The following is a 20,267-nucleotide window of genomic DNA, read 5'->3' on the forward strand; positions in this document are numbered from 1 at the left end:
AATCACAAGAGGGACATAGTATTAACTTAATTTAAAGGGGTAAATCATGGATCAATATTATATAACTAATTCTGATGTTCACGAAGTGTTAAATCAACATGGGTTAATAGCTAGAGATTTTGGTAAATTACCTAGGAGTGGCCAAAGACAAGTATTTGAAGTGGAATTTAATACAAAAAGATCAAGTATGCTTAAGTTTGTTGATGTGTCTTCTTATTATACTTATCAAAGGTTGGAGTGGAATGACCTATCAGATACTGAATTTGAACATGAAAAGGAATATGAAATTGAGGCGAGATCGAAAAGAATTATTAGGGAGTTAGAGGCATCAAAAAAATGTCCTATCTTGCCACAACTAGAGATATTGGATGGATACCAAATTTTTACAACAGGAAATTATAATTTCATATACTATTTCGAAACAAAATTTGAAGGAAAAACATTAGATAAAAGTGACTTGTACCAAAGCCAGCAAGATATTAACACCGTTGTTGAATTTTTACTTCAAATGGTCAAACAAATTAGGATAATGCACGATGCTGGTTATGTGCACAGAGATCTGACACCAAGAAATATAATCTACTATCAAGGTGAGTATAAGATAATCGATGCTGGTTTAGTAAAATCAAATGATGAAGAAAAACTTACTGCTACTAGGGTTGAAATTGGTACACCATATTATATGGCGCCAGAACAAGCTAAAAGGACTTCTGATTATACATGGGATTTTAGAACTGACTTATTTTCAGTTGGGTTAATTGCAATTGAAATATTTTTACCAAAGTCTCGGATTCTTGACAAAAAGGACAAAAGGGATTTACATTTTATTTTTCAAATTTGGAAAGATAAAGATTCTAGTCCAAAGTCAATATATTTATTTAGTAAAGTGATAGCTAGACTTGCCATAGAACAACGTCACAAAAGATGGTCAGATTTAGATGAATTATTATCTATGTTAGAGAATTTGACTAGGGAGGATATACAATGATTTTTGCACAACATGGTCCAGCGTGGAAACCTAAGTTAGAACGATTATTTTCAAATGACTTAATTGATGGTGTGATTTGGGATCCAAGAGAAGAGAAAGTAGATAGAATTAAAGAAATCCGAAATAATGATCATAATTATTCCTTAGTTCAAAATGTAGTTGATCTAAAAATATATTATAAACAATTTGAGTCATCTATCGTAAAAAGATTGAGTGAATTAGACTATTTTCCGAAGAGTAATATTGATAGGGCCTTTTTGCGAAACACAGAGAACCTTGAAACTTTAGTGAGTAGGTCTATAGACTTTCAATTAGAATTTGATGTTGACGTAGTAATGGCACCGTCATTTTATTTATATAGTTTTAATGATAGAATAGTTGATAAACTATTTGATACATGGGAGATTTTTTATGACCAGCTTCAAGATAATGGAATAGATAAAAATAAATTCGTTTCAATAATTTTTAATGAGACTGCACTCGAGAATAAGTCTTACATTTCTGATTTTCTTGATGACTTTAGTGACATTTCGCAAAAGTTTGACGGGATATATATTACTATTGATAGGGAAAAAGTTAAACATAGGCATGATTTTAATCCTAATCGTCTTAATGGTATGCTCCAATTTATATATGATTTAAAAAACTTAGGTCTAAAAGTTGTTATAGGTTATTCCGGAATTGAAAGTGTGTTATATTTTGCTGTTGGCGCTAATGCTATTGGAACAGGTTGGTTTTATTCTTTAAGAAATTTTAATAGAGAACAAAAGGGTTTAGAACCAGTTGAAAGTATGGGAAGACAGAAAAAGCGGTATACATCGATGAGTATGTTATACGAATTAGCAATTGAAGATGAAATATTTAGTATACCTAAAAATCTTAAGGAAGAACTATACGAAAAAATACTTACTGGCTGTGAATTAGATTCTAAAGTTAATGAAGGTAATATTGAAAATATAAATTTTAATGATATGTATCAACAATATTTCGAAGCTATGAAACAGGTTGTAGATGAGATAAAGAAAAAAAACAAGATTGAAGAGAAAGTAAAATTAGTAAACCAGTTACTTGATACGGCAGATACAAATATTAAAAGATATAATGAACTGGAGACATTACAAAATATTAATGGTAAGCATATTAAAAATTATAAAATTGCATTAAATAAATTTCAAGAAGATAATTTTATTTTTGTATAAGTAATAAAGAGAGCAAGCTATTAGCATAGCAGATACCATGCCAATAGCTTGCTTTTTATTGTTGTATGGAAAATGTTGAGGTTTCAATCTGATATTTAGCAATACTACTGATAAACGAAGGGTTACATTGAACTTTTACCGTTTCCTTTTTAGGTTTGGAGAAATATTCAATCCTATCTTTAGAAACCCCAATCAATCCCACATTTTGATTTAGAAAGTAATTAATCTTACCTTCGTATAATCTTTTTGCTAGACCCATCGGTAAGACCACATAGGAATATGAAGAAAATTTTTTATTTATTGTTGCTTGAAGAACTGCCTTTTTCCATTTTGATAATTTTGCTTCATATGATATAAACTGTAAAATGGGAAATTGAAATTCATTTGAAATTATATATCTTTTTGGAGTTATTTCTTTGATTATATTTGCTCTTGTTAGTTTAGACAGCAAGTTAGATAACACTTTTTCATTGTAATCCGTGCGATCTTTAAGGTAATCAAAGGTTCGAACTGCTTTTTTGTGTAGATAGGCTAAAACCTTGGCAAATTGATAATTTGAAAGTAAGTTTGCCTGTTCAGGATTCATTAGATTTGAATTATTAATAATTACTTGAACTATATCTACATTTCCAAACCGTGCATTAAATTCAGAAAGAACTTTTTCATTTTCCTTCAGATCGACTCTTTTAATTTCTATAAACTTTTCCTGTAGACTTAATTCATTTGGAAACATTTTAGACACCTCTTTTATATAATAACCTATAACAGTAAAAGAAAAAAGTGTTATTGTAAATGCAGGGGAACTGCTGGTGTCATGGTAAAGCGTGGCTATGGGGTCTGCCCCATAGCCTATAAAGATATGATTAATAAGAAGGATTTGGAAAAATACTGGTGTCAGACCCCCACTGCATTAATGTGCCAAAGTGTACAAAGAAGCGAAACCCTTTTAATATCCGTTGTTGGTTAAGATTCTGGATGCAAATGATGAATTATCAGTACAGGTACACCCAGATGATCAATTTGCGCGCAAAGTGGAAGATGAACCATATGGGAAAACAGAGTGCTGGTATGTGTTGCATGCAGAACCAGATGCTGAACTTGTTTTGGGACATCATGCCAAGTCTCAAAATGGGTTAGAACGCCTGATGGACAATAGAGAATGGGATACATTATTAAGACGTATTAAGGTTAAAACAGGTGATTTTGTCTATGTTCCTAATGGTACAATTCATGCAATTGGGAAAGGAATTGTGATATTGGAGACACAGCAAAGTTCGGATATTACGTATCGCGTTTATGATTATGATCGTATGGACGCTGCTAGCAATAAACGTGAATTGCATTTGGAGCAAGCCAAACAAGTAACAACTATTCCACACCAAGATGCTCAATTGGATCAACTTGAGCAGAATGTTGGAGATTTGAAAGTAAAGAAGCTAGTCGAAAATGAATATTTCTCGGTTTATCATTGGCAGCTAAATGGTATGGTTTCACAGAAAATGGAGAAAGATTTTATGCAGGTAAGCGTGATTGAAGGTAATGCACGGATTATGGTTGGTGAGAAGTCTTTTGCTATAGAGAAGGGAAATCATTTTGTATTGCCTTATGAGATCAATGAATACATGCTTTCTGGGGATGCGGAGTAGGGAGACTTCAAATTGTTAGTAAAGTCTGTTTTTGTCATTATAAAGGATTTAGAACTTGTCAGTTTGGGTTTTGGGGGTCTCATCAGTTTCATTAAGAGAATTGTAGAATGATAGTGTTTATTTGAAGTAAATTGAATTTTGATGTAGAATTGATTTTAATTCAGCAATTGCTGAAGGCGTCTTGCAAATTGGTTGCAAGAGAGATAAGTTTAAACTTGTCAAGGTTCAGGCTGTTAAGAATTTTGACAAACAACCAGACTACTTCCATGACTGTAAATATCATTTGCAAATCTGGAATGTCTACTAAACTTATCACAGTTATAATATTCTCCTTTATATTGTAATTGAATTGTTTAACGAATTTAGTGGTCAACGGGCTCTTCATTTATTGAATCCCAAAAACGTATGCTAGGAGGTTTTCTGTTATGAAACAGAGTAATAGGCCACAACAATTACATAGCCTCCCTAGCTCTTCGAAAATTGACTGGTCTAAATATGAAACTAAATATTATTTACACTTTGATGACCGGGTACGTATAGAGCATGTAAAAAATAAAATCCAAGACCCTAATTGGGTTTCTTCGTATGCTTTTTTGCCTTCTATTCACTTCAAAATTAACTTCAACAAATATGTGACGATTTCAAACGATAAGACACTTTCAACTAATCAACGGAAAAGAAAAAAGAAAAAAGTACGTCAAATCTTTTATGCTGCTCATAAAGATAGATTTATCTATAAATACTATGGTGATAGATTAAATAATGCTTATAATAGTTATGCTGAATGGAATGGAATAGATGATATCGCATTAGCTTATCGTAATAACAAGAATGGTAAGAATAATATCGATCATCGAACACTTAAACAAAATATGAAAACTGTATTAGGCGTCGAGGAACTGCCCACTGATTGGTATAAGGTATTTAAGAACCTTACACAGTTTTCATATGTAAATAAATCCGATATTGATATTTTTTTAAAACAAAAATATGGCGTCAAAAAGCTTAAAGAGCTCATGAAAATGCAAAAGTTAACAAAAATTATGACTCCTGCTGAGTTTCGTGTTTTTAAAGAAGGCCACCTTTATAAAAATAAAAAGCCCTACGGTATTCCACAGGGATCAGGGATGAGTGCTGTTTCATCTAACGTACATTTAATTCATTTTGATCAAAAGATTAAAGCTTGGGCTGATGCTCATAAGGCTCTTTATCGTAGATACTGTGATGATTTAATTTTAATCATACCAATTACCAGTACATCATCAAAGGTAGAGACAATAAAAAATGAAGTACTCCAAATAATTCAGGCTTATAAGGAACAGGGATTAAAGATACAAGAGGAAAAAACTGAAATACGTATTTATTCTAACGGGGTTCTTTTAGACGAAAGCCGACAAAACAGTACATTGGATTATCTCGGTTTTGTAACAGATGGTCAATCTGTACGGATACGTGAAAAAAGCCTTTTTAAATATTATTGTCGTGCATATCGTAAAGCGGACACAAGCCGTCGTGTTGCACTTGCAACAAAAAGAAAGGGTCCAAAAGAGAAATTATACAAAATATATACACATCTAGGTTTTAACTATAAAGGGCGTGGCAACTTTATTACTTATGCTTATAAGGCCCACGAAAAAATGGATAAGTTAAAAACGAAAAGTCTTATACGTAAGCAGGTTAAACGGCATTGGGGAAGAATACATAAGCGGCTATAGTCCCTGGTGCCTGTGGTCATTTGTCAAAAAACACGGACCTTTTGGAATACAAGTAGTTTTGACGTTTTTGCATGATAATGGAAACAAGGTGATAAGATCATCAAATACATCAATGGATCCAACTTTCTTTTGAAATAGTTTCGGAGGATAAGCGTATGAAAAAGCTCATGAGCAAACTAATAATTGCAATACTTTTATCTTCCCTATTTTTTCTCACTGTTGAAGTTAACGTGATTGTATATTTTTGTTTCATTTCAGCGATTTGGGCCCTGATCTTTTTAAATTGTAGTCTATCAAAGAATATCGAGATTTTTGATACCATCATAATACTATTTATAGGGAATTTTGGATCGTTCATATTAACAAAGGAACTGCAAAGCAATGGGTTTGGAGAAGGATATTTAGGTATTGTACTTTTATTCTGCTATCTAGTTTTTTTCATGATCATATCCATACGTAGCTATACTATTTATTCTGGTGGCGATGCAGAAACATCGGGAGACAAGGCGAAGTTAATGACAAAACGGAAAAAAGACCTGGAGTTCCTTCAATATTATGTGAATATGTTTGATATTGTTGGCTTAAATGGTAGGTGGGGAACAGGGAAATCCTTTGTAGTTGGCAAGTTAAAAGAGGAAATGATGACTGAATATGAGTTTATTGAAATCGACATATTAGCCTGTAATCTTGACGAGCTTCAATTAACGCTAATAAAAGAACTAGAAGAGGTAATGTATAAAAATAGAATTGTATCAAAGTATTCTAATAGGTTAAAAAGTTTCTTGGAAAGTAAATCGGTTATGTCAAAATTGCAGGGCATGCAAAGTTTCCTTATAAATAATAATATGTCTTATTCGGAAACGATAAAAGGTTTTAAGGAAGAATTGAATAAATTAGATAAAAAAATAATCATCGTTTATGAAGACATAGACAGGATATCAAATAAGGATGTAATCAAAAGGATTTTTGATATTTCCGAAAAACTATCAAATTCTAGGATAAAGATTATTTATCAATACCATGAGGATAATTTAAAAGATATAGGTTTTACTGCTGATTACATCGAAAAATATATACCATTTAAAATGAATTTGACAGAGATAAACTTTTTTGAAACGTTAAACTTTGAATTGGGTAATAACTTTCGGAATAGTAATTTGGTAGAATTAAATGATTTTAACTTTTTGAATGAGTATTCCCTACTGAATAGATTTAATGTTCTGTACGAAGCATTTGGAATCAATAAGGATGTAACAGTACCCTTTAAAAATATGAGTATAAGAAAAGTAAAAAACTTCCTGAATGAATTATCTAAAGTATTAGAGCGAAAACAGTATAAAGAATATAAGGAAGTTGTAATTAGCTTCTTTTTCGTAAAGCATTTTATTTGGTCAGTATATGAATGCTTAAGTATTGAAGAAGGGCTACTGGATGCAATCAGGTTTAATTATGATTCAAAGTCTTATACCATAAACGAACTATTAGCAATGTATAACTCGGGGGAGATTAGCAAAAAAGAGGTAGAAGAAATATTTGAGGTTGAGGAGAATCAATTATTTTACTTTGTGCTGAAGCTGTTTGATTTTAATTATAAAGGTTATTCGCAAATTGATGCAAAGGACAGTAATGAAAGGCTACAGGCTATATTAGAAGAGCCTATTCATCAATTAAAAAATAAAGATAGCAATGAAAAGAAAAATAGATTGATTTGGAACTTATTGGCACAGGGAAAATCCGAATATACCGATTATGAATATGTGGGAAATATATTCATTAGAGATGTCCTAGGGGGAAACAGGGCTGACCAAATAAAAAAGTATAATCAGTTTCGCGATCGATTATTTCACAATAGTTATGAACTGGATAATCAAACGATATTCAAAATTGGTGCACCGGGATTTGTAGAATTGTTTAAAGCATTTCGTATTGTAGATGCAACAGATGAGCAGCAAATAGAATTAGTGGATATTTATTTTAGCGTGGAGAATATAAAAACCTTTAATGTCGAACTTGTGCAAACAATGAATTATTGTGGTTTAAAAACAAGGAAAGAGTATATAAGCATTCTAGACAGGATCAATAAGTTACATATTGAAGGTAATTTAAATTCTGAGGACTGTTTTTCACAATTTTTAAAAACATATATTGGTGCATTATCAAAATTGGGCTATACAGATACTGAGTTCTTTAATCATAGTAATGACATAATAACAAACGAACGCAAAAAATTAATATTGCTGAGTCTTAAAAGGATAATAGGGAATTTATGCGATTTAAGTAATAAGATTAAGTTGAATGCAGTAGAAAAGGAACTAAGTGTAATTATTGAATTCATAGAAAAGCTTATTAATATAATAAACTGTGAAGATCAAATCACAAAAAAGAAATCAGGATTTGTAACAAGTGAAATTTCAAGTCGGTACATTAATCAAGATGAGTTTGATCGATTAAAAGGAATAGCAAATGATAAAGAAATAGATATTAAAACAGAAATTGAAAGAAGTTTTAAAGAAGGCAAAATCACTGTATATGAAATTGATAGATTGTTGGATGGGTTAAATGATTGAATGGCGTTGGGTGACCATTTAACTTTTTTATAAGCAAATAAATGAGCGGCAGCTGGTGTATATTTCTAACTACTAATCTATCCTACAAATGGTATAATAGTCATAGAAATTTTAAAGCAAAGGAATGCTATTATGGAAGAAAAGCGATCAAATAAACAAAAGAAGCCAAAACGTCTCTGGTTGAAAATAAGCTTGGCTGTAATTTTCGTACTAGTGCTTGGTGTTGGAACATACGCATATTCTATTTACCACAATGCTAAAGAAACGGTCAATGAGAAGATGCATAAGACAGTTACTTCGATTGATCCAGTTGTTGGAAAGAAGAAAATGAATGAGCAAAAGCCATTGAACATTTTATTGCTTGGCGTTGATAAGCGTCCTGGAGATAGCGGACGATCTGATGCACTAATGGTCCTTTCGTTGGATCCGGAGCAAAATAAAATGCAGCTAATTAGTATACCTAGAGATACCCGAACAGAAATTGTTGGCAAAGGTACCGTGGACAAGATTAATCATGCCTATGCGTTTGGTGGTACTGATATGTCCATCGCGACGGTTGAGAACCTGCTTGATGTCGAATTGGATTACTATGTCGAAATGAACATGGATGGATTAACGGAAATGGTTGATGCTGTTGGTGGTATTACCGTTAATAACAAACTGGATTGGTACGATGAAGGTTACTATAAAAAGGGATACCATTATGGTAAGGGCGAGATTTCATTAAATGGACCGAAGACAATGGGATATGTGCGCATGCGTCATTTGGATCCGAATGGTGACTTTGGTCGGACGAAACGCCAGCGCCAGGTTATTCAGGCAATTGTTGATAAAGGAGCAAGTGTTGCATCCGTTACGAAAATAGATAACATGATCGATGTATTGGGTAACAATATGGAAACAAATCTGGATTTTGATGATATGAAGAATTTATTATTGAACTATAAAGGTGTTCGAAATAATGCGGTTAGCTATATGATGAAAGGCAATGGCACGAAAATTGGCGGTATTTATTATTTACAAGTTCCTGATGAGGAGATAGAGAAAGTTCATGGGATGATAGCGAATATTAAGTCATAGACTTTTAAGATTGTTAGGCCTGCACATAATGAAATAGGAATGTGTGGGCTTTGTTTGTGTTTTGGTTTTTGGGGAAATGCTTAAGAATTCATAAGGAAGGATGAGAATTGTGTCAATACTTGTTACAGGCGGTGCAGGATACATAGGCAGCCATACAGTACTTTATTTAAGGGAACATGGGGAAGATGTGATTGTCTTAGATAATTTGTCTAAAGGCCATAAGGATGCATTGCAAGGAGCTGCTTTTTATGAAGGCTCTTTACATGATGAAGAGTTATTAGATGAAGTTTTCGGGAAACATTCGATTGATTCGGTCATTCACTTTGCGGCAAGTTCGCTTGTTGGGGAAAGTGTCACTGATCCATTAAGTTATTATGAAAATAATGTCATGGGGACGTATCATTTAGTGAAAAAGATGGTCGAGCATGACGTGAAGCATATCGTATTTTCATCAACAGCGGCTACGTATGGTGAGCCGAAATCCATTCCAATAAAAGAGGATGACCCTACCATACCAACAAATCCATATGGGGAAACGAAGCTAGCTATTGAAAAGATGTTGAAATGGAATGATCAGGCATACGGGTTGAAATCAGTATGTTTACGGTATTTTAATGCTGCCGGTGCTGATCCAGAAGGTCGAATAGGGGAAGATCATGATCCTGAGACACATCTAATTCCGATCGTCCTACAGGTTGCATTAGGGCAGCGTGAGTCTTTGAAGATATTTGGTAATGATTATCCTACAGATGATGGTACTTGTGTACGTGATTATATACATGTGATGGACTTAGCGCAGGCTCATTATTTAGCAGTGCAGAAGCTTCGGAATGGTTCTAAGAGTGCGGTATATAATCTTGGCAATGAAGAAGGATTTTCAGTGAAGCAGGTTATTGGAACTTGTAGAGAAATTACGAATCGGACTATTGATGCTGAATTAACTCCGAGGCGTCCAGGTGACCCAGCGGTGCTAATTGCTTCGTCGGATAAGGCTAAAGAAGAACTTAATTGGTCTCCGGTGTATCCGGATTTGAAGTCGATGGTGAGTCATGCTTGGGGTTGGCATTGTGGTCATGAGAGTGGGTTTGGTGAGTAGGTTTTTGGTTGTTTTAGCGGACTGTCTTAGGGTGGTATCAAATTTGAAAGAGACTGATTAGGCAGGGAGTATTCCTCGAGTCTTTTTGGATGTTTCGTCAACTGCCATTATACAAGACTTGGGGAGGTACTTCCTTTTCTACGTTTCAACCCCTTCCTGTGCGAGGGCTTGGAATTATGAAATTCATTCAAGTAATGAATAATTAAAATGAAGTAAAAGAGGTTGAAAAATGAGTAAAGCAACAACAGTTCGAATACAAGATACTCTCGTTTCAATTGGGGAGCAGCTAGGTTTTAGGGCAGAAAAAGAGTTTAATTTCGAAAATCAAATGCCCTATACCCCTCGTTTCGATGTTGTCTGGTTACTTGATGTTTCAGCATTGGGAATCGAACATTTATTAGGTCTGAATTTAGTACAACAGAGATGGTTGCCATTTTCTACTTTTGAAATAGAGGGCTCAACTACATCCTCGAAAAATCAAATTGGGAATGTAGGGAATTCACTAATTTCCCCAAGCTATTATCACTTTATGGTTGTGGACAATGAAGGGGCAGGTAAAGAAAATGATACCTATCGTAGGGGAATGAAGATAGTACGTACAATGCAAGAATTATTCGGTAAGCAGCATTTATTTTTTCTTGATTCTTCAATGCTTTATGAATTACCGAATTTTACAAAAACCATGATCACAACAGAACCTAGTGCAGTTGAACGCATGAAGGGTTCTGGAGGAGAAACAGTGTCGCTACCTATTGCTAGAAAGATACTTAGTATATTGGCAGGCACAAATTTAACGGTTGATCTTGATGTTGTACCAGATTATTTCAAAGTTCAATTTAATACAACTAAAAAAACCTATTATCAAACGAATATACTTATTCACCTGATACTTTTCAACAGAAAAAAATTACAAGAGACACACATTATTATTACAAACCTAAGATTGATATATCTGCAGGCTTTTACATTAGTGGAGGATTTGTTGATTTCTTACATATTGTAGCTGAACGTTTAAAATCAGATGTTGTTCATTTCGAGGAACTTGCTTATATACAAGAGAAACGGATTCGTAAAATTTACCATCCATTACTAGGGGTTGAAATAGAGACTGAGCATTCAAAACATGCAATCGGTGGTTTCTTGAATGTTACTCGTTTTCATCAGTTCGGGTGGATTGTTGGAGATGAAGAGCTATTACGTGCTGTAGATACATATCAATACTATTTAGGATTAAGGAACACAACTTTTATTGAAATACATGATTTATAATTTAGTAATTTAAAAGAATTTCTTTCTATCAATATACGAGGAGAGATAGACATGAGAATATTACTTGTGCAGCCATATTTTGATGAACATTTTATATATCAGGATCTTTATGATGAAATAATAGAAATTGTTGACAAAGATAATCAAAAAATTGATTTAATTGTTTTTCCGGAGGCATTTTCTTATGAAATATAGCTACTTGGGTTGGTTCCATTGGTACAGTTGCTGCTTTATTTTTTGCATTGTTGGCCGTAAATATTCGATTTAGATCAAATGTAATGGAAAACATTACGGAGGAACTGGAAAAGGATAAGAGTGATGATGAACTAAGGGGAAATGACAAAGAAAAAGAATTAGAGGATGAAGAGGAACATAGTAATGATGGAAAATAGTGATTTTGACAAAAATATGCTAACTTCTAATCGTTACTATAGTAAATATTTATCAATATATAAGGCTGTGGGATATAAAGTATTTTTAAGATATAAAAATGATATTTTATATTACTCAAACAAACTAAGGGTTGATCCAGAAATAGTATTCTTTCTTATAACAAATGAACAAATAAATAGGGGAGATTTTTTTACTAAGATTATAGAAAAGTTTGTAGCCATTTTTAGACCTAATCTCGCAATTAAGAAGGATATTAGTATTGGGTTAGGACAAATTAAAATAAGCATTGCAAATAATGCAACAAAAAGAGATGTTGTACCGAAACAATTGCTTAAGCCAAAATGGAATATCTATTGTGTTGCACATATAGTGAAAAGTATGGATTATGATGATACCTGTGTCGAAGAATGTATTCCAAAAATTGTTACAGCATATACGATTGGCAATGATAGTCGTATCATTACAAAGGAAATGTACCTTTATATAAAATTATCCAAATGGAGTTACTTGAATAGATACTTCCACAGTTTAACACAACATATGCAAAATTAGATAGTATGGGATCAGAACGTGGAAGGTATTGGGGTCAGGAAGATTCTAGGGTCAGCCCCCCCCACTACGTTAGGAACTTCTTGAAGGGCCTGAAGTGGCAGAGATGCTAGTATTTTGCGAGGACCCAAAGGATCTGAAAGAGAATGTAAGTTTTATGAATGAGAGGATGGTCATTTCTGATTCGCATATTTTCCAAGTTATTTTAATGCGGCAAGGTAAACTGGAAAGATTCAAAGCCCCGGAAAAGGGTGGAACTAGGGAAGTGTTCCATTACCAAAGAAAGAAGAAATCTTTATAAATGAAAATGATTATTCAACCTAAAAAGACCAAGTGATGTAGTTGAGATGCTTGACATTGAATGATAAAATAAAGAGAGAGAAGCTATGCGCTGTAACAAAATGGAAATTTTAACATACAATATACTTTACCACTATTTTTGAGGCACAAAGGAATTATGTGCCTTATATTTTTATCATAAGCACTTCTAAAGAAAGAAGGTGAATCCGCGTGGCAACAATAGAACAGATTAAAGCTTTAATAAGGGCGCATTTTAATAGTAATGAAGAGAAATTTAAAACTGTTGTTTTGCAAATTGCGGCTCACGAAGCAAAAGTAGGTCATACAGCAAGTGCTCGAGAAATTAAAGAAATTATTCAAAGCTCTAAATTTCTAAACAAAAATAAGGTTGTAGCCTTAAATAAGGAATTAGACATTCTTGAACAGAAGATGACTCATGTCCATTTATCTGATTTAATTGTTTCGGTTGAGATAGAAGAGAAAATTAAACGTGTAATCAATGAGTATCACAAGAAAGATCTTTTAAGAAAAAATGGACTTATGAATCGGTCAAAACTTTTACTTGCAGGTGACCCTGGTACAGGAAAAACCATGACTGCTTCGGTTATAGCGAACGAATTATATTTACCGCTTTATGTAATACAATTTGATCGGTTGATAACGAAATACATGGGGGAAACAAGTGCAAAACTTCGACAAGTATTTGATCAGATAAAGGAAATTCGAGGAGTATATTTATTTGATGAGTTTGATGCTATTGGATCAGATAGAAATTTAGATGATGATGTAGGTGAGATGAGAAGAATTTTAAACTCATTTTTACAGAATCTTGAAGACGATGAATCCTATAGCATAATCATTGCAGCTACCAATAATCCAAGTATATTAGATAATGCTCTTTTTAGACGTTTTGATGACGTGATGGAATATAAAAATCCTGATATCGAACAAATCACAAGGCTATTTAAGATGAAGCTTCATGGCAAAGCATCTAACGATATTTTTTCAGACGATGTGTACAAAGAGGCTCAAGGGTTAAATTACGCAGATATTGTTAAAGCGTGTGAAGAAGCAGTTAAGTATTCTATCTTAGAGGATCAGCTGATTACAAAAAACATTCTATTGAATTACATTAAAGATCGGAAAAATCATTATAAATATAAGGAGGCTTAGGCATTAAATGAACCCAAATTTAAGCAACTTATATATTAGTCAATCATCCCAAGCGGTTGATTACACACCAATTCTCTCCATGGGTGGAAAGGGTAATTATCCTGTTAGAACTAGCAGACGTAGCCATGCAGATCGAATAGAAGAAAACTTAAAAAGAGCGTGGGAACAAGCTAAAGAACAGCAGAAAGCATTGGGTGCTGTTTCGGTATCCTCTCGACATGGAATATATTTGGAAATTAAGGGTCAGGCTGGTTATGATCTTATTACTAAAAGCTTAGAGAATATAGCACAAAAAGTTAGAATTTGTAATATAAAAAATGAAGATGATGGTGAGGAGCAGAATGTTGTAAGCTCTACTATTTTTGTCCCTGAAAATCAAAGGGATTTTTTTATTAAAAAGTTAAATAAATACAAAGTGACAAAGAATAAAGAAAAAGTAATTGGAACAATAGAAAGTATTAATCTTGCAATGGTCGATGCTCTCTGGATGAGCGATAAAAGTGAATTACCCAACGATATTCCAAAATGGTGTGAAGTGTGGTTAATGTTCGATATGAAAGAGGAAGTAGACACCATTATCGATGAATTTTTTCAAATTTGTGATGGAGGGAATATCCAACACAAGAATCAAAAAATAGTATTTCCAGAGAGAATTGTATTGGGAGTAAGGGCCAATAAGCAGCAATTATCAGAATTACAATGGTTAAGTTCTAGAATTGCAGAATTCAGAATTATGGTTACCCCAACAAGCTTTTTTGAAGAGCTTTCTGAATTAGATCAAAGAGACTTTGTAAAAGATTTAGTAGAAAGACTAGATGTTTCAGAACAGTCCAATACTTCGGTCTGTTTACTTGATACAGGTGTTAATAATGGTCATGATTTGCTAGCGCCACTTTTAATTGATGAAAATATGCATGGAATAGATCCTTCAAAAGGTGTGTATGACATTGCTGATCATGGTACAAGAATGGCCGGAATTGCATCTTACTTTACACTTGAAGATAAACTTGAAAATACTACTCCTGTTGTAGTTAATCACTTTTTAGAGTCTGTAAAGTTATTTGATCGTAGTAATGATAATCAACGAGAATTATATGGTTATGTTACCGAAAGTGCTATTAGCTTAGCGGAAATACAAAATCCTGAGACTAATAGAGCTATTTGTATGGCTATTACGGCTCCCACCAATACACTTAAAGGTGATGGACGACCTTCCTCATGGTCAGGAGCGATTGATTCTATTATTTCAGGTGCAAATGAAATAGAGGAAACGGATATAAAAAGAAAGCTTATGTTCATTTCTGCAGGAAATACAACTGTTACAGAGATTAGCGAATCAGGTGATGTAAAAACTGCTGTCATCAACCATGCAATTGAAGATCCTGCACAAGCTTGGAATGCTATTACTGTAGGTGCTTATACAGGCAAATACCAAATACCTGATGAATTAAGTGGTACATATCAGCCAGTTGTGGAACCTGGATGTTTCTCACCATTTACCTCTAGCTCTCTTACGTGGAGTATTAAATGGCCGGTGAAACCGGATATAGTTTTAGAGGGTGGAAATTTAGCTTATGATGAAAGTTCTGATTTTTATACAGAATTACCAGATCTACAACTTTTGACGACAGGTAAAGATGCTGCGACGGGTAAATCATTCGATACAGTTAGTATGACAAGTTCTGCAACAGCACAAGCTGCATGGATGGGTGCAAATATTCAACATCATTATCCTGAACTATGGCCAGAAACGATAAGGGCTTTGATGATTCATTCAGCTGAATGGACAGATGCAATGAAAAATGCTTGTTTTGAGAACGATCCCCCAAAAAGAATGGATTATAGAAACTTATTGAGAACTTGTGGGTATGGTGTGCCAAATCTTTCAAAAGCACTTTGGAGTGTTTCTAATAGAGTTAACCTTATTATAGAAGATGAAATCCAACCTTTTTATAAGAAGGATACTGGAAGTATTACTTCAAAAGAAATGCATATTCATAATATACCTTGGCCAGATGATGTATTACTTAGTCTGGAAGATAAAAATGTAAAGATGCGAGTTACATTGTCTTATTTTATTGAACCAGGTCCTGGAGAAGTTGGGTGGAAAGATAAATACCGATATCCTTCTTGTGGCCTACAGTTTGATGTGAATAATTCAACTGAGGATCAAGAGAATTTCTTGAAGAGAATTAATAAGGCTATGAGAGATGATGAAGAAGATAAAGGTGATGTAAAAAATGATAGCAGCCGTTGGGTTATCGGGGCAACTAATAGAAACGTAGGATCAGTTCATTCTGATATTTGGGAAGGAACAGCAAGTGAATTAAGTCAAAGCAATCAAATTGCTGTTTATCCAATAACGGGCTGGTGGAAACTGAGAACGAACTTAAAAAAATATAATTCAAAGATTAGATATTCTTTAATAGTAAGTATTGAGGCACCTGAGACAGAAGTAGATTTATATTCTGTCATAAAAAATAAAATTGAATCTAAAATTAGTGTTGAAAATCGCACTACTGTATCAACAGAAGTTACTTATAAAAAATAGATTAAAGATAATACCCACCGAACAAGTTAGTACTGTTTGGTGGGTCTTTTTTTTATGCAAAATGCTTCCTGTTAACGAATTAATGCCACCTCTACAATAGTAGAAACCTGGAGAGACTATGGGGTCAGACCGTGCGGCCGAGCATAGGTCGTAACATATAGCGATAGCAGATGGGATTCCAGTAAGGACTAGCCATTCACTCGTAGCGAGTCTTGGAGGACAGTGGGTAACTGCTGTCTTTAAGCGTAGACAGTTTGATGATGGGCCGAAAGCCAATTGTGGTTGAAGGGATAGAGCTTCGTGGAGATTCTAGGGTCAGACCCCCACTACGTTAGTGCTCCTTCCGCTTTTCTATTTGTACTTCGGTCAGCTTTGTAACAACGATTCGTGCAATGAGCGGCTCCTTAGCTTTAGCCCCTACCCGTACCTGGGTCAGTTCGGTAACTTCTCCCGGTTGTAATGGCTCCATGATCTTGGTTATATTTATCTTTTCCCATTGTCCATCATCGTTTTTTTTGATAAAGATTCGTATCATTTCTTATTCTAGAAACAAAGAAACCGCCTCTTTCGGCAATAGCTGAAAAATTATCCTGCGAGAAATAGCCTAAGTCAGAGAACATCCCCTTGCTTCCACTCTTGATTAAGTGTCATGGTTCAGTTGTATATCCAACAGGTTTTTCATGAGCAATGAAGATATTATCTTGATCAGTACGTTCAAATATCCGAAACTTTTTAAGTTGTTTTCCGTAAACATGAACAGTAATGACTGTTTCACCCCCCTCGGGTTTCAATATGTGGCAGTCTGCTGGTGGTAAAAGTTCTCCGGTGCTTTGCTCGTTTATAGTCATTGTACCAGCATGATGTAGTTTAGTAGTTTGATCGGAATATGATTCTAATTGCAAATAATTGAGGATCTTCATACGACCAGAAACAACGCCCTCTACTCCCCAGGTTCCGTCGTGATCGTGTAATGGTGTACTTTGTCCTGGTTCCCAAATAAGAGCAAGAACTTCGAAGCGGTCTTGGGGATCGCGATAAAGAGAGTGCCTAGCATAATTGTTGTTGCTCGCAGACAGTTTTTCCATGGGCAGCCATGACTTCGTGCACAATAATTTACTGAGATGATGCTCAGCTTGTGAGACTCGTTCACTATCATCATTGGTTGCTTCTACCACATTAGTTAAATCTTTAATAAAGTCTGACAGGTTATATTTTATTTTGTTAAGTTCCATAAATTTTCCTCCCTTTTCAAATTAGAAACTACTCTAATTCTAATAAAACACACTTTTAACTAACTTTCAATAATTCAAATATTTATTTATTACAAAAATATTTGACTAATTAAAATTTTATTGTATTATTGTTAATAAGCTTTTGATTCTATAAGGAGGTAAATTCACATGAACTATAATTTTGATCAGGTTAATGATCGGGAACGTACGGCTAGTAAAAAATGGGATACACTTTCTGATAAATTTGGGAGCGATTCCATAATTCCAATGTGGGTTGCTGATATGGATTTTAAGTCTCCGGAACGAGTGGTTGAAGCTTTAAAGGAACGAGCAGATCAGGGGATATTCGGATATACTATTAGACCAGATTCCTATCTATCTTCCATTATGAATTGGTTTGAGAAAAGACACCATTGGTCAATTGAGAAGGAATGGATTACACACAGTCCGGGAATTATCCCTGCATTATCATTAATTATTAATAAGTTTACACAAGCAAGCGATAAAATTCTTGTTCAATCCCCGGTCCATCATGCTTTTTATCGAGTCATTCGTTCGCAGGGGAGAGGAGTTGTTGAGAGTCCTTTGAAATTGGAAAATGGTCGATATCAAATGGACTTTGAAGATTTAGAACAAAAAATTGACTCGAGTGTCAAAATGATGATTCTTTGTAGCCCCCACAATCCAATCGGTAGGGTATGGAGTAAAGAGGAACTAATAAGATTAGGTGAAATTTGTGTCAAGCATAATATTCTTATTGTTTCTGATGAGGTCTTTTGTGATTTGGTTTTTAAGGATCAAACTCACATTCCATTTGCCTCCATTTCTGAAGAATTCGCCCAGCATTCAATCACCTGCGTTGCGCCAAGTAAAACATTTAATTTAGTGGGATTAAAAACCTCTAGCATTATTATTCCAAATGAAGGAATTCGAGCTAAATTTGATGAGGTGATTAATGCCTTTTCGCTTGCTGCTCCTAATTATTTTGGCGTCGTTGCATTGGAGAATGCATATCGATATGGGGATGAGTGGTTAGATCAGTTAATTGACTATTTGTACGGGAATTTACAATACTTAAAGAATAATGTAGAAGAAAACCTGCCAAATGTTCATTTAATTCAACCCGAGGGGACATATCTTGCATGGCTAGATTTTCGGGATTTTGGTCTAAGTCAAGAGGAGCTTAATCAATTGATTGTTAATGAGTCACATGTCGGTTTTGACGCTGGATCAATTTTCGGAACTGGTGGGACCGGATTCATGCGGATGAATTATGCCTGCCCACGTGCTACTTTAAAAACAGCATTAAATGCGTTGGAAAAATGTTGTAATCAGCAAAGTACTACTATTTCTTAAGGTGATGAAATAAATGGAGAGATGTAATCAAGTTTTGTTTGATTTTGCTAAACGCACAGCTGATATGCTGGTGGCAACATTTGGCTCACGATGTGAAGTGGCAGTCCACGATTTTGGTAATTTGGAGAAATCTTTAGTTCATATAGCAGGTAATGTTACGGGCCGGGAAATTGGATCTCCTGTAACGGATTTAGTTTTAAACGGACTAAAAAAACCATCAGTTGAGATTTCAGATATTCCAAATTACAAAACACAAACAAAAAGCGGAAATGTCATGAAGTCGTCGACAATATATATTTGGGATCTAGAAGGGAAGGTAATTGGTGCATTGTGCATCAATTATGATATAAGCCTGCTCATGCAACTAAATGGTGAAATACAGGATTTTATTTCATTTGATGATCACGTGGAAAAGTCCGAAAGTTTCTTTACGTCGGTTCAAGATGCTATACAAGGTATAGTTGACCAGGTTTTACAAGAATTTAAAAAGGCCCCGTCATCAATGGACCTAGAGGAAAAAGTGGAATTTGTCAGTAGGTTAGAAAATAGAGGCACTTTCTTAATTAAAGGGGCGGCTGAATATGTGGCTTCGGTCCTCGGTGTTTCTAAATTCACAATTTATAATTATCTACAAAGAGTTAGGACCCAAAAAGAATATTTATTGGAAAGGAAGATGAAGTAAAATGATGAAATCACTATTTACAGAAAAGGCACCTAAGGCAATAGGTCCCTATTCACAAGCATTAAAAGCAGGAGACTTTCTATTTATATCCGGTCAAATTCCTGTTAATCCGGAGACAAATGAAGTTGTTGAATCAGAAATTGGTAAACAAACAGAGCAAGTAATGAATAATATTAGAGGGATTCTGGAAAGTGAAGGTTTGACTTTTAATCACGTTATCAAGACAATGATTTTTATTAATGACATGAATCAGTTTTCTATTGTGAATGAGGAATATAGTAAACACCTAAATAATCATAAACCTGCTCGCTCAACGGTAGAAGTAAGTCGCTTACCAAAAGATGTACTAGTAGAAATCGAAGCGATTGTTTACACCGGTTGAACGGAGGATGAAAGATGTTATACGAATTATGAAGTAGGCAAAGAAGAACCCTATAGTGATAATTAAATGTAAATAAATGTGGATATCAT

General features: G+C 34.3%; 19 protein-coding genes. 16 read left to right on the forward strand and 3 right to left on the reverse strand.

Annotated elements, in window-relative coordinates:
* Window positions 1-46: 46 nt before the first annotated feature.
* Together C8270_RS07660 and C8270_RS07665 are read left to right on the forward strand one after the other, a co-directional pair.
* Window positions 47-988, forward strand: coding sequence for a protein kinase domain-containing protein (locus C8270_RS07660; RefSeq protein ID WP_106496263.1), 942 nt, complete (start codon window positions 47-49; stop codon window positions 986-988).
* Window positions 985-2,187, forward strand: coding sequence for a hypothetical protein (locus tag C8270_RS07665; protein ID WP_106496264.1), 1,203 nt, complete (start codon window positions 985-987; stop codon window positions 2,185-2,187). Before C8270_RS07660 ends, C8270_RS07665 begins: the two co-directional genes overlap by 4 nt.
* Before the next feature lie 55 nt (window positions 2,188-2,242).
* Here the strand turns inward: C8270_RS07665 and C8270_RS07670 are convergent, their stop codons facing one another.
* A complete protein-coding gene (locus C8270_RS07670) occupies window positions 2,243-2,920 on the reverse strand; it encodes a hypothetical protein (protein ID WP_106496265.1) in 678 nt (225 codons plus the stop codon).
* A gap of 226 nt (window positions 2,921-3,146) precedes the next feature.
* Between C8270_RS07670 and manA the strand changes: the two genes are divergently transcribed.
* From manA to C8270_RS07725, 11 genes are all read left to right on the forward strand, one after another.
* Window positions 3,147-3,833: a mannose-6-phosphate isomerase, class I gene (manA, locus tag C8270_RS07675; protein ID WP_234028513.1), complete on the forward strand. Its 687-nt coding sequence runs from the start codon at window positions 3,147-3,149 to the stop codon at window positions 3,831-3,833.
* Window positions 3,834-4,258: 425 nt separating this feature from the next.
* Complete coding sequence (locus tag C8270_RS07685; RefSeq protein WP_106496268.1) at window positions 4,259-5,548, forward strand: reverse transcriptase domain-containing protein; 1,290 nt, start codon at window positions 4,259-4,261, stop codon at window positions 5,546-5,548.
* A gap of 155 nt (window positions 5,549-5,703) precedes the next feature.
* On the forward strand, window positions 5,704-8,115 hold the full coding sequence (locus C8270_RS07690; RefSeq protein ID WP_106496269.1) for a P-loop NTPase fold protein: 2,412 nt from the start codon (window positions 5,704-5,706) through the stop codon (window positions 8,113-8,115).
* Window positions 8,116-8,247: 132 nt separating this feature from the next.
* Window positions 8,248-9,195: an LCP family glycopolymer transferase gene (locus C8270_RS07695; protein ID WP_106496270.1), complete on the forward strand. Its 948-nt coding sequence runs from the start codon at window positions 8,248-8,250 to the stop codon at window positions 9,193-9,195.
* 109 nt (window positions 9,196-9,304) lie between these two features.
* On the forward strand, window positions 9,305-10,291 hold the full coding sequence (gene galE / locus C8270_RS07700) for a UDP-glucose 4-epimerase GalE (protein ID WP_106496271.1): 987 nt from the start codon (window positions 9,305-9,307) through the stop codon (window positions 10,289-10,291).
* A 229-nt stretch (window positions 10,292-10,520) separates the two neighbouring features.
* On the forward strand, window positions 10,521-11,294 hold the full coding sequence (locus C8270_RS07705; RefSeq protein WP_106496272.1) for a hypothetical protein: 774 nt from the start codon (window positions 10,521-10,523) through the stop codon (window positions 11,292-11,294).
* Between the two features lie 317 nt (window positions 11,295-11,611).
* Complete coding sequence (locus C8270_RS19880) at window positions 11,612-11,755, forward strand: hypothetical protein (RefSeq protein WP_158701651.1); 144 nt, start codon at window positions 11,612-11,614, stop codon at window positions 11,753-11,755.
* 183 nt (window positions 11,756-11,938) lie between these two features.
* A complete protein-coding gene (locus C8270_RS07710) occupies window positions 11,939-12,505 on the forward strand; it encodes a hypothetical protein (RefSeq protein WP_106496273.1) in 567 nt (188 codons plus the stop codon).
* Between the two features lie 94 nt (window positions 12,506-12,599).
* Window positions 12,600-12,803, forward strand: a complete 204-nt coding sequence (locus C8270_RS07715; RefSeq protein ID WP_106496274.1) for a hypothetical protein — start codon at window positions 12,600-12,602, stop codon at window positions 12,801-12,803.
* A 209-nt stretch (window positions 12,804-13,012) separates the two neighbouring features.
* The gene (locus tag C8270_RS07720; RefSeq protein ID WP_106496275.1) at window positions 13,013-13,975 is read left to right on the forward strand and encodes an AAA family ATPase; all 963 of its coding nucleotides are present in this window, start codon (window positions 13,013-13,015) and stop codon (window positions 13,973-13,975) included.
* A 7-nt stretch (window positions 13,976-13,982) separates the two neighbouring features.
* Window positions 13,983-16,526: a S8 family peptidase gene (locus C8270_RS07725; protein WP_106496276.1), complete on the forward strand. Its 2,544-nt coding sequence runs from the start codon at window positions 13,983-13,985 to the stop codon at window positions 16,524-16,526.
* A 331-nt stretch (window positions 16,527-16,857) separates the two neighbouring features.
* Here C8270_RS07725 and C8270_RS07730 read toward each other — a convergent pair whose 3' ends face one another.
* Window positions 16,858-17,061, reverse strand: a complete 204-nt coding sequence (locus tag C8270_RS07730; RefSeq protein WP_106496277.1) for a hypothetical protein — start codon at window positions 17,059-17,061, stop codon at window positions 16,858-16,860.
* Between the two features lie 112 nt (window positions 17,062-17,173).
* Window positions 17,174-17,758 (reverse strand): cysteine dioxygenase family protein, encoded by a 585-nt coding sequence (locus C8270_RS07735; protein ID WP_106496278.1) that lies wholly within the window; start codon window positions 17,756-17,758, stop codon window positions 17,174-17,176.
* Between the two features lie 168 nt (window positions 17,759-17,926).
* Between C8270_RS07735 and C8270_RS07740 the strand changes: the two genes are divergently transcribed.
* The 3 genes from C8270_RS07740 to C8270_RS07750 are packed head-to-tail and all read left to right on the forward strand — an operon-like array spanning window position 17,927 to window position 20,178.
* Complete coding sequence (locus tag C8270_RS07740) at window positions 17,927-19,114, forward strand: MalY/PatB family protein (RefSeq protein WP_106496279.1); 1,188 nt, start codon at window positions 17,927-17,929, stop codon at window positions 19,112-19,114.
* Between the two features lie 13 nt (window positions 19,115-19,127).
* The gene (locus C8270_RS07745; RefSeq protein ID WP_106496280.1) at window positions 19,128-19,796 is read left to right on the forward strand and encodes a helix-turn-helix transcriptional regulator; all 669 of its coding nucleotides are present in this window, start codon (window positions 19,128-19,130) and stop codon (window positions 19,794-19,796) included.
* A gap of 1 nt (window position 19,797) precedes the next feature.
* A complete protein-coding gene (locus C8270_RS07750; RefSeq protein ID WP_106496281.1) occupies window positions 19,798-20,178 on the forward strand; it encodes a RidA family protein in 381 nt (126 codons plus the stop codon).
* Window positions 20,179-20,267 lie beyond the last annotated feature (89 nt).

This window comes from Lentibacillus sp. Marseille-P4043, from assembly GCF_900258515.1.
Lineage (GTDB): Bacteria > Bacillota > Bacilli > Bacillales > Amphibacillaceae > Lentibacillus_C.